The sequence below is a fragment of the Streptomyces sp. PA03-1a genome (assembly GCF_033792805.1).
Classification (GTDB): Bacteria; Actinomycetota; Actinomycetes; order Streptomycetales; family Streptomycetaceae; genus Actinacidiphila.
On record NZ_JARAVO010000012.1, the window covers coordinates 57854 to 67810 of the forward strand.

Sequence of the window (9957 nt, forward strand, 5' to 3'; positions counted from 1 at the left end):
GGATCGCACGCTCGTCCGCCTACCCGCAGTCGGTCGTCTGGGCCTGGCAGGGCGATTCAGGGAGGCTGATTGATCCCGACATGCGCATGCGTTCACGTGCCCCGTCGGCGAGGCTGGCGGGGGAAACCCAGGGGGCCGGGAGCCACCCCGGCGCCCGCAGTCGGAGGTTGCCGTCATGACCGTGATGTCCATCGCCAGGTTCGAAAGGTTCTTCCGCGCAGCGGCGGGGCTGGACGTCGACAAGAACGATCTCAAGCGCTACAGCGACTTCGTCGACGCCAAGCTCTACGACCTGCTGACCGTCGCCCAGGCCACTGCCAAGGCCAACGGGCGCGACATCATCCGGACCTGTGACCTGCCGATGACGAAAGGCCTGCAGGAGAGCATTCACCACTTCCAGAAGATCGACCAGGAAGTGGAAATCAAGCCGATTCTAGAACAGCTCGCCACCCACCCCGCGCTGGACCGGACGCCCGACGAGGAGACCGAGGCGGCTTATCCGGACATCATCGGCGGACTCAGCCTGGCCCTTGCCCAGAGCTTCAAGATCCTCCACCCCGACCTGAAGAACCCCCAGACCCAGCACTGGGACGAGGCCCGAGCAGTCTTCGACCTCCTGCTGTGAGTGGCGATCGCCTCATCCACTTCCAGGATGCCGCCACGAGCGGTCTGCGAGCCCGCCAGAAGCGCAGTCGGTCCTGAGCCCGCTGCACCGCCGCGTCCACGTCGAACTCATCCAGGAGACCGCTGACGTCGCCCGGCCGCGATCTTGTCGGCCAAGGGCGCCCCTGCGAGGCGAGTGTCCGCAGGCTGGATGGGTGCGCGTAGCGCATAGGAAGCGCGTCTCGACGCGTCCTGCTCGGGACCGGTGCCCGGTTTGACCATTGCGTCCGCACACGGCTCTGCGGGCCCACCCCAACGTTCCAGGAGTTACGAGGCATGAAGACTCCTATGGCCAAGGCAGTCGGGATCGACCTCGGCACGACCAATCCGCGGTCGCCGCATGGCAGGGCGGGGAGGCCGCGGTCATCCCCGACTCTGCGGGCAGCCGTGCCACCCCGCCGGTCTACTCCGCCAAGCGTTTCACCTGCCGAGGCTTCGACGAGTTCCACGAGGAGGCCGAGGCTGACGGCTTCTACTTCGTCCGCGACGGGCAGGGCACCGCGCGGTTCAGGGTCCGCGACATATTGCGCGCGCCGGAGGGGATCAGCGCGCTCGTGCTGCGAAAGCTCGCCGACGACGCGGGCAACGAGTGACGGAGGCGGTTCACCGTGCCCGCCCCGTTGGCGTCAGCCTCCACCTCGTCCGCGATGGCGCGGTCGATGTGCGGTCCTCGGCGGGCTACAGCCACCCCTGCGGCGAGGGCTTCGACCGGCGCCTGGCGGTCCACCCCGCCGACAAGTTCCGGCAGGAGAACGGCATCGACCCGCCCCTGGTAGTGCTCGACACGGGAGGGGCGATGTCCCGCCGGGCTGGTACCGCCGCTCCGGAGCTGCGCCACTGGATGAAGATGAGCATCGCGGGCCGCGGCTGAGCAGTCCCACCACGGAAGGAGAACCCTGATGGCCACAATTCCCGACCCGCACCTGGCGATGGTGCGCCCAGTGACGCCGCGTACCCCGGAGGGCTGCGAGGAGTGTCTCAAGGAGCGCTCCCCGTGGGTGCACCTGCGGCTCTGCCTCACCTGCGGGCACGTCGGCTGCTGTGACTCCTCGCCCCTCAAGCACGCCAGGCGGCACGCGAGCAGCGCCGGTCACCCCATCGTGCAGTCCTTCCAGCCGGGAGAGGACTGGCGCTGGTGCTACGTCCACGAGGCTCTGGTCTGATGAGCGCGGCCGAGCACAAGCAGAGTGCGGTCCACGAGACACCGGACCGATACGGGGCGTTCCCGCGCCTGACACCGGAGCAGTTCGAGGACCTGACCGCGCACGGTGAGCGCCGAAGGACCGCCGAGGGCCAGGTCCTGTACCGCGAGGGCGAGCCGTTCCGGGAGTTCCTCGCGGTCCTCAGCGGGACCGTCGAGATAGTCCACGACCTCGGTGGGCCCGACGAGCGCACGGTGGCGGTGCACGGACCCGGCAGATTCCTGGGTGAACTCGGGTTGCTGGAGGGCCAGACGGCGTTCGACACCGCCGTGGTGCGCGAGGCGGGCGAGGTCCTGGCCGTGCCGGTGGAGCGGCAACGCTCCCTGGTCGGCCGCGACCCCGTCCTCGGCGACCTGATCCTCCGCGCTTACCTGGGCCGCCGGTATCTGCTCATCGGCCTCGGCGCCGGCTTCCGGATCCTGGGGTCGTGTTATTCACCGGACACGCTGCGGCTGCGTGAGTTCGCCGCCCGCAACCGGCTGCCCCACCGCTGGGTGGATCTGGAGAAGGACAAGGAGGCGGAGGCGCTGCTGCGCCGGTTCTCCATCCGCCCCGAAGAGACTCCGGTGGTCATCTGGAAGGGCGAGCGGGTGCTGCGCAATCCGAGCAATGCCGAACTCGCCCGGCTCATCGGGCTGCCCGCCCCCTCCCCGGAGGCCGGGCGGTGTGACGTGATGGTGATCGGTGCGGGTCCCGCGGGACTCGCCGCCGCCGTGTACGGTGCCTCCGACGGCCTCACCACGGTCACTGTCGATGCCGTGGCCACCGGAGGCCAGGCCGGTACCTCGTCCCGCATCGAGAACTACCTTGGCTTCCCGTCGGGCATCTCCGGGGGCGAGCTCATCGAACGCGCGGTACTCCAGGCCCACAAGTTCGGTGCCCGCCTCACGGTGCCGGCCCAGGTCAGCGGGCTCACCCCGCAGGACGACGAGTACGTCGTCACCTTCACAGACGGGTCCCGGGCCCGGGCAGGCGCCGTGGTGCTCGCCTCGGGCGTCTGGTACCGGCGGCTCGAGGTGCCCGGCATCGACCGCCTGGAGGGCGTCAGCGTCTACTACGCTGCGACGGTCCACGAGGCCAGTCTCTGCCAGGCGGATCCGGTCGCCGTGGTCGGCGGCGGGAACTCCGCCGGGCAGGCGGCGCTGTTCCTCGCGAACCACGCGTCCAGGGTCCACCTCCTCGTCCGGGGCGGTGACCTCAACGCGGACATGTCGCGCTACCTGGTGGACCAGGTGGAACGGCACCCGAAGATCGAGGTGCTGCTCCACACCGAAGTCCGGGGTGCCTCGGGGGAGGAGAAGCTGGAGTTGCTGATGGTGGAGGACAACGCAAGTAGTGAGCGCCGGGAGCTGCGGGTCGCGGCGCTGTTCGTGTTCATCGGGGCCCGGCCGCACACGGAATGGCTCAAGGGCGTGCTGGCCCTGGACGAGAAGGGCTTCATCCTCACCGGCGCCGACGCCCAGGCGGCGGCCGACCCGACCCGGTGGGACTCGCTCGGCCGGGGTCCGTTGCTGCTGGAGACCACCCTTCCCGGGGTCTTCGCCGCCGGCGACGTCAGGAGCGGCTCGGTCAAGCGGGTGGCCTCGGCGACCGGTGAGGGTGCCATGGCGATCCGCCTCGTGCACGAGCACCGGGGAAAGACGGGAAATCTGGTCCGCTCCACTGGCCCCTAGTCCAGGGGCGCCGGCCGGTGGCGGGCCGGTCCCTGTCCTGCCGCTGGCTCTCTCCCTGACGACCCGTAGGCCGCCCGGCCCATCCCCCGGGCGTCCTGCCAGCCTGCGTCCAGCGCAACGCCGACGGTTTCCACGGACGGGATGAACCGAGCGAGGGAGAGGTAGACCCAGCATCGGGCTGGTGCCCGGCGAGCGGGCGCAACGACTCCGGTGGGAGCAGGAACGCTGCGGTGACTCAACGAGCACGAACAGCATGGCGTGGAGGCAGGTGATGCCGATGAGCAAGGCGGAGGAGATCTGGCCGTACCTCTGCACCTGCTGGCGGGGGCCAGCGTGTCACGCGGCGTCGACGTTACCTGGGGGGCATCCTGTGGGCACTTGCGATCGCGGGGCAGCCGACGAGAAGGGCCCAGTCATGCGGGTGTCGCCTCAGGGCGTTACGGTCGTGGCTCTCCTGGCGGATCCGGATGCGCCGACGGAGATCGCGCAGCGCATGGCCCAGGTACTTCCCACTCGGCTCGCCGACAAGTCGGGCCAGGGCCGACGTTTCGACGTCGAGGTGGTCAGTGAGCCCTTCACCGCAGGGACCGAGGACCCGCCCACCTTGATGCGCCGGATCATGGACCGCGGAAGAGCTGAGAATTGGGACATCGTTGTGGCCCTTACCGACCTCCCCCTCCAATCACACGGGCGCACGCTCGTTGTGGATCTGAGTCACGAACACGGTTTGGCGCTGCTGTCTCTTCCTCCGTTGGGGGGTTTGCGTCTGCAGACGAGGGCCCTGCGGGCCGTGGAAGAAGCCGTGCTTGGCTTGGCGGGTCCGCGGGCCACCGGGGCTGGAGGACCTCCGCAAAGCCAGCCGCTGCTCGGGCCCTTCGTCAGTCGTCTCGCGCCTATTCACCTGGGTCCGGTAGAAGAGGAGGAGACCGCTGATCTTCGGTACGTCGTCAGCGGGCCGCGCGGTTACCTGAGGGTGCTCATCGGTATGGTCCGCGCCAACCGGCCGTGGCGGTTGGTGCCGGGCTTGTCGAAAGCCCTGGCGGCCGCACTCGCCACGGGAGCAGTCGCCACCGTGAACTCCACCATCTGGAGCCTGGCCGAGTACCTGAGCGCGCCACGCCTCGTGATCGCCATAGTCGGGTCTGTCGGGCTCATGATCGGCTGGCTGATCATCGACGCGCAGCTGTGGCATCGATCAACAGAGGTCTCGCCGGAGGCGAGGCAGAGGGCGAGGCTCTACAACGCCTCGACGGTCATGACCGTGGGTATCGGGGTGCTCGTCTGCTACGGCGGTTTGATCGTCATCAACCTGGTGTGGGCTCTGTTCATCATCAACGGCCAAGTGTTCGCTTCCGTGACACGAACCCCGCTGCACGCCGCGGAATACTTGACGTTGTCATGGTTCGTCGCTTCGGTCGCCACCGTGGGCGGCGCGCTGGGATCAGGCTTGGAGAGCGACGAGGCGATCCGGGCAGCCGCCTACTCCAAGCGCGAACAGGGACGTCGCCACATGCTCCAGGACGACCATGGTGACTAGCTGGTAACCTGAGTTGGAGATGCGTCGTTTGCTGGTGGTCGTCCGGATCCGAAGATTCCGCTGGTCGATCGGTGCGTGGCTATTTCGCGTCATGGGCCGACGGGGACTCGGACGATACGCCGCCGAAGCGCCGGGGCTCCGCATGGCGGCCCAACTGCGGGACCACCGTTCCATCTGAACCGTGTGAACAGCCCACAGAGGCATTCCGGACCCACGGACCCCGTCGCACCAACTCCCGGGAGTCAGGCCCTTTGCGCCGTCTCCGTCCCTGCCGTGCTGCGCTCATGCCGCGGCACCAAAGGAAGCCATCATGAAAGCAGCGGTATATGAAGGCCCGCGAACGGTCACAGTGAAGGACGTACCGGACGCGAAGATCGAACACCCCTGCGACATCATCGTCAAGATCACCTCCACCAACATCTGCGGTTCGGACCTGCACATGTACGAGGGCCGCACCTCGTTCGAGTCTGGCCGCACCCTGGGACACGAGAACATGGGCCAGGTCGTGGAGGTCGGCTCGGCCGTCCGCAAGGTCCAGGTCGGCCAGTATGTGGTCCTGCCCTTCAACATCGCCTGCGGCTTCTGCAAGCAGTGCGAACGGGGTCTGACCAACTACTGCCTGACCATGCAGCCGGAACCGGCCCTCGCCGGAGCCGCGTACGGATTCGCCGACATGGGCCCTTACCAGGGCGGCCAGGCGGAACTGCTGCGCGTGCCCTACGGCGACTTCAACGCGCTGCGTCTGGGCGAGGACGCCGCCGACCGGCAGACCGACTATGTGATGCTCGCCGACATCTTCCCCACCGGCTATCACGCCACCGAGATGGCCCACGTCAAACCGGGCGACCAGACGATCGTCTTCGGGGCCGGTCCCGTCGGGCTGATGGCGGCCTACTCAGCCCTCCTCAAGGGCGCCGGCCGTGTCTGGGTAGCCGACCACCAGCCCGACCGGCTGCGCAAGGCGGAGGAGATCGGGGCCATCCCGATCAACACCGCCGAGCAGGAGCCTGCGGAGGTCGTCAAGGAGGCCACGCTTGGTCTGGGCGCCGACAACGGCTGTGAGTGCGTCGGCTACCAGGCACACGATCCCAAGGGACACGAGGACGCCAGCCTCACGATCAACGGACTGATCGACTCGGTCAGGTTCACGGGCGACATCGGCGTGGTGGGCGTGTTCCTGCCCCAGGACCCCGGCGGTGCCAAGGCCCAGGGAGAGTTGGAGGCGCAGGGCAAGGTCCCGATCGACTTCGGCATGATGTGGTTCAAGGGCCAGCACATAGGCACGGGGCAAGCGCCGGTGAAGAAGTACAACCGGGCGCTGCGGGATCTGATCGCCGGCGGGAAGGCAAAGCCGAGCTTCGTCGTCTCCCACGAGCTCAGCCTGGACGAGGCCCCCACCGCCTATGAGCACTTCGACGCCCGTGACGAGGGCTGGACCAAGGTGGTCCTGCATCCGAACGGACACGGCAACGGCCACAAGGGGTAAGGGACCCGAGGGCCGCCGTCCCGGCCGTTCCCCCCGGCCGGTCCGGCCCACCGGTGTCGCTCCGGCTCCGGCCGGGGCCGGCCGGGCGACGATCGCATGCGCTCTGAGCCGGCAGCGACCCGCGCTCCGGCCCGGTGGAACAACGGACGGTGGACGCCCAGCAGTGTCCGCAGTGGCAGCACCCCGTCCCAGCGGCTGCCGCCGCCCTGTTCCTGGGCCCGTGCGGGAGGCTTCCTTGCCTGACGGCTGCCGCAGTTCAACCAGGCCGACGCGACCCGGCACGGCGTTCCGGCTAGGCTCACACCCGTGACGTGGCTGCGGGCCTTCGGGGAGGTCCTGCGATCCGGGCTCACGATCGAGGAGACGCGGCTGGAGCCCCTGCTCGCGCTGCGCACAGCTGCTGGAGTGGCGATCGTCGTCGGGCCGGCGCTGTGGCTGGTTTCCCCTGCGTACGCCGCGTCCGCCGCCCTCGGTGCCTACTCCGCGGGTGGGGCCACCTTCCAGCGCACCTGGCGTCCACGCAAGGTGATCGCGCTCGGCGCGGGCGCGGGCCTGGCGCTCAGCACCTTCGTGGGCTACCTGGCAGCGGGGCGACTCGTGACGTTCCTCCCGCTGCTGGCCGTATGGGCCTTTGTCGCAGGGATGGCGTGGGCCGTCGGATCGACCGCTGGGATCGTCGCAGCCACGACCGTCGGCAGCATGCTGGTGACCATCACCCTGCCCACGAGCGTTGGGCGAGCCATGGAGCACGCCGGGATCATCGCGCTCGGAGGCGTGGCACAGGCCGTGCTGATCTTGCTGTTCCCGATCCGCCGGTGGGGGGCGCATCGTGACGCGCTCGCCGACGCTCTGGCCGCCGTGGCGGACTACGCCCGCCGGCTGCGGCACGACCCGACCGCCCCGTTCGACCCGGAGCCGTTGATGACGGCCCGGGACGCGGCCGCCGTGACGCCATCACAGGCCCGCACCCGTCCCCCAGCCCTCCACGGCCCCCGGGGCCTGGCCGAGCGCATCCGGCCGGTCGTCGCCGCCCTCGCCGACCCGGACGTCGGCGCCCCGTCGGAGGGACCTGGGCGGGACCGGGCACGGGAGTTGCTCAATGCGGCCGCCGACGTCCTGGACGCGGCCGCCCGTTCGATCCGCCGCGGCACTCCCGCCGAGGTGCCGCCCGGGAGCGCGGACGTCCTGCGTGTCGACGATGAGCACGAGGTGCTGGAGGGGCCCGCCCGGCAGGCCGCCGAGCAGCTCGTGGAACTACTCGGCGAGGCGTTGGAGATCGCCGGGAGCGGCGCGCGCGGGAAGACGCCCACGCCGCCCGGCACCGCGAGCGCCCAGTTTCTGGTGCGTCCGACAATGTTCCGGCTGCTCCCGGTCGTCGTCCGGGCGGTCCGCCGTGAGCTCCGCCGGGACTCGCCCGTGTTGCGGCACGCCATCCGCCTGGCGGCGGTGGCCACGCTCGGCTATCTGATCGCCGCCTGGCTACCCCTGCACCACGGCTACTGGGCACCCATCGCCTCGGTGATGGTGATGCGGCCGGACTTCCACCGGACGTACGCGCGTGCGGTGGCCCGTCTTGCCGGGACCCTGGCCGGGGTCGCGCTCGCCACCGGGATGGTGCAGACCATCGGCCCGGACGCCAACGTACTCGGCGCGCTGGCGGTGGTCTCGGCGGGCCTGTCGTACACGCTGATCCGTACCGGCTACGCACACTCCCAATGCTTCACTGCCGCGTACGTCGTCTTCCTGCTCGGCATGGGCGGCCAGGCATGGGAGCAGACAGTCCCGGAGCGGGTGGTGCTCACCCTGATCGGCGGGGCCCTGGCCATGCTGGCGTACGTGGTGTTCCCCGCATGGGAGACGCCCCGGCTGCCGAACCGGCTTGCGGACTGGCTCGCCGCCAACGGCCGCTACGCGGCCGCGGTGCTGCGCAGCTACGCCGAACCGACTCGGGAACATCGGGCCGACATGCGCAGGGCACTGCTGGCGAGCAGGGAGGCACGAGCCGCCTGGCAGGAGGCCTACGACCGGGCAAGGCAGGAACCGGTCCGCCCCAGGGGTCTGACGTCGCGCGAGGCGGAGGAGGCGCAAGAGGCGCTCAAGGGTTTCGGCCGGGCGGCGATGCTCATGGAGAGCCACGTCCCGCGGGCTGACAGCCGTTTCATCCCCGAGGCGGAGCGGTTCGCCGAGGCTTTGGAGGCGGACACCGCGCAGGCGGCAGACGACGTGCGCGAGCACCGGATTCCGGACTGGGGGCGCGTGGAGGAGGCGCTCCACGCGTGGGAGGACGCCGCCGCCGGGGACCGGAGCACGGTGGTGCGGCGCGGGGCGGAATTGCAGAAGCGGGCCTTGGAGGACCTCACGACGGCCGTAAGCCGCACACCCCTGGAACGGGACGTCGGCTCTGCACGCGAGGAGCAGCGGGTGCGGGCAGCCGTGGCGGCGGAAGGTGATGGATCAGGACCCGCTCACCGGGGTGGGTGACGGCGCCGGCGACGGGTAGCGCCGCGCCTCCTGAAGCGGGAAGTAGTCTCCCGGCCGCGTCGAGCGCCGCCACACGTACCCTGCTGTCGCCATCACGAGGATTAGCCCCGCCAGGATGAGCAGTTCGATCCCCTCGACGTTCCACCGGAAGGACTTCTCCGCCTCGGCCGTCACGATGAGCACCTTGCGAACGCCGGCAATCAGGCCGACGACGAGGAACGGCTCCGCGTCGAGGGTCTGGTTCCTGATGGTGAGGCGGACGGTGTGGAGCAGCTCGGCCACGATGAACAGCACAAGGCCGTTGTCCAGGGTGGAGAGAACGACCGTCTCCTCGCGGTACGGCCCCTGGATCGACTTGATGACGTCGTGGACGACCCCGACAGTCAGAAGCCCCGCCAGCAGCACGAGGAGCGCCGCGACGACGAGATGGATGCCGTCCTCGATGAGCTGCAGGAGGCCCTGTAGCCGGCCGCCGCCCTCGATCTTCGGGAGAGTGAGTCGCACAGTCAGCATGCTAGGGGTGCCCCGGCTTGCAGGCGCGGCGTGCTGCCGAACGGGTGGACAGCGTTTGGTTGGTGCCTCGATCCGGGTACGGCGCCGCCAACGGCGAGGTCGGCTCCTGCAGGTAACGAGTCGGTGCTTTGCATTATCCGTGTCACGAGGAGGGCCTGGGTTACCAGAGGCCGGTGTGCAGTGGGTGAAGGTCTTCGACGGCGCCGGGCGCGGCTGGGGGCCTAGCTAGGGGCTTCGCTCCGCGTGGGCGGGGGTCAGGAGGTTCCAGCCGCGAGGGCCACCGCTTACGGAGGAGAGGGTGCGTGGTGGGCCGGATCGGGAGTGCGCGTTTCCGATAGGTGGCGTCAGGAGGTTCCGGGGCCGGGGCGGCGATGTGGACCATCGCGCGGTAGAGGGGCGGTG

The 9957-nt window shown here is 69.7% G+C and carries 7 protein-coding genes and 1 pseudogene; 7 read left to right on the forward strand and 1 reads right to left on the reverse strand.

Going from position 1 to position 9957, the window contains the following annotated elements; genetic code table 11:
* Window positions 1–175: 175 nt before the first annotated feature.
* The 7 genes and pseudogenes from PV341_RS04485 (at window position 176) to PV341_RS04515 (ending at window position 9042) form a co-directional block, all read left to right on the forward strand.
* Entirely contained in the window at window positions 176–625 is a 450-nt protein-coding gene (locus tag PV341_RS04485) for a DUF1931 family protein (protein ID WP_500356774.1), read from the forward strand.
* A gap of 326 nt (window positions 626–951) precedes the next feature.
* A pseudogene (locus PV341_RS04490) lies at window positions 952–1426 on the forward strand (Hsp70 family protein); the annotation flags it as partial.
* Between the two features lie 136 nt (window positions 1427–1562).
* Window positions 1563–1826, forward strand: a complete 264-nt coding sequence (locus PV341_RS04495) for a UBP-type zinc finger domain-containing protein (RefSeq protein ID WP_500356776.1) — start codon at window positions 1563–1565, stop codon at window positions 1824–1826.
* Window positions 1826–3538 (forward strand): FAD-dependent oxidoreductase, encoded by a 1713-nt coding sequence (locus PV341_RS04500; protein WP_500356778.1) that lies wholly within the window; start codon window positions 1826–1828, stop codon window positions 3536–3538. The genes PV341_RS04495 and PV341_RS04500 overlap by 1 nt, the downstream gene beginning before the upstream one ends.
* Before the next feature lie 445 nt (window positions 3539–3983).
* Window positions 3984–5075 carry a hypothetical protein gene (locus PV341_RS04505; RefSeq protein ID WP_500356780.1) on the forward strand — a complete coding sequence of 364 codons (1092 nt, stop codon included), beginning with the start codon at window positions 3984–3986 and terminating at the stop codon, window positions 5073–5075.
* Between the two features lie 310 nt (window positions 5076–5385).
* Window positions 5386–6561, forward strand: coding sequence for a glutathione-independent formaldehyde dehydrogenase (locus PV341_RS04510; protein ID WP_500356782.1), 1176 nt, complete (start codon window positions 5386–5388; stop codon window positions 6559–6561).
* Window positions 6562–6867: 306 nt separating this feature from the next.
* Window positions 6868–9042 (forward strand): FUSC family protein, encoded by a 2175-nt coding sequence (locus PV341_RS04515; RefSeq protein ID WP_500356784.1) that lies wholly within the window; start codon window positions 6868–6870, stop codon window positions 9040–9042.
* Here the strand turns inward: PV341_RS04515 and PV341_RS04520 are convergent.
* On the reverse strand, window positions 9016–9555 hold the full coding sequence (locus PV341_RS04520) for a phosphate-starvation-inducible PsiE family protein (RefSeq protein WP_500356786.1): 540 nt from the start codon (window positions 9553–9555) through the stop codon (window positions 9016–9018). The genes PV341_RS04515 and PV341_RS04520 overlap by 27 nt on opposite strands.
* Between the last annotated feature and the right edge of the window lie 402 nt (window positions 9556–9957).